The sequence below is a fragment of the Streptomyces flavofungini genome, from assembly GCF_014650815.1.
Lineage (GTDB): Bacteria > Actinomycetota > Actinomycetes > Streptomycetales > Streptomycetaceae > Streptomyces > Streptomyces flavofungini.
In genome coordinates this window covers 1-1,111 of the sequence record NZ_BMVR01000060.1, presented here as the reverse complement: position 1 = coordinate 1,111, position 1,111 = coordinate 1, and the positions used below count along the sequence as shown (strand labels likewise).

Sequence of the window (1,111 nt, the reverse complement as noted above, 5' to 3'; positions counted from 1 at the left end):
GTTGGTGGGGGGAACGTTCGAGTCCGGCCCCCGCCCCGACGGCGGCTTCCACATCAAGTCGGTGTTGCCGAGCTACGTGCCGACGACGGTGACGTGGATCCGCTCCGACAACGGCACGCAGTCGGCGTCGGCGGGTTCGGCCTTCAACGAGTAGCCGACTACGCGGTCCGGCGACTACGGTCCGGCGACTACGGATACCTCACGGCACCCGGGCACCACAGGCGGCAACGCGAAGGGCCGGAGCTTGAAAGCTCCGGCCCTTCGCGTTGTCCACTCTGTTCGTGCTGTGCGCCGGCCCCCGTGACCTCCGCGTCAGGTCCCCGTGACGGTCAGCGGCTCCCGCGTCCGTCAGCGGCTGACCAGCCCCGCGTCGTAGGCGAGGAGTCCGGCCTGGGTCCTGTTGGTGCACTCCAGCTTCACCAGCATGCGGGAGACATAGCCCTTGACCGTCGCCTCGCTGAGGAACAGCTTCGTGGCGATCTGGGCGTTCGACAGGCCTTCGCCGAGGCAGGTGAGGACGTCGGTCTCGCGCTCGGTGAGCTTGCCGACCAGGGCCTTGGCCCGCTCGCGGGCGGCGTCCTCGTCGGAGGAGGCCGCCACGATGCGGCGCATGGCCACGGGCGAAAGGACGGTGTGGCCGTCGGCGGCGACGCGGACGAGCCCGATCAGGTCCTCTGGGGGCGTGGATTTCACAAGAAATCCACTTGCTCCACTGCGCAGTGCCCGCATCACATACTGATCGGCGTCAAATGTGGTGAGCGCCACGACTTTCGGTGGCTGGTCGAGTTTCATGATGCATTCGATCGCCGTGAGGCCATCGACTCCCGGCATCCGCAAATCCATGAGAACGAGATCGGGGCGATGCCGCATCACGGCCTCGACCGCGGCGGCGCCGTCATGGGCGGCGTCGACGACCTCGATATCGTCGGCCGAACCGAGAATCGTTCTCAAATGCGCGCAGACCATGGGCTCGTCATCAACAACCAACACCTTTACGACTTCATGCCCCATGGTCACAGTCTATCCATGGTGCGCTTCCATCGGCAGTACGGCTTCGATGTGGAAGCCGCCGTCGGGGCGGGGGCCGGACTCGAACGTTCCCCCCACCAAC

1 protein-coding gene is annotated in these 1,111 nt (G+C 66.4%); it reads right to left on the bottom strand.

The features are described from left to right. Positions 1-348: 348 nt before the first annotated feature. Positions 349-1,011: a response regulator transcription factor gene (locus tag IE274_RS39110; protein WP_190120716.1), complete on the bottom strand. Its 663-nt coding sequence runs from the start codon at positions 1,009-1,011 to the stop codon at positions 349-351. Between the last annotated feature and the right edge of the window lie 100 nt (positions 1,012-1,111).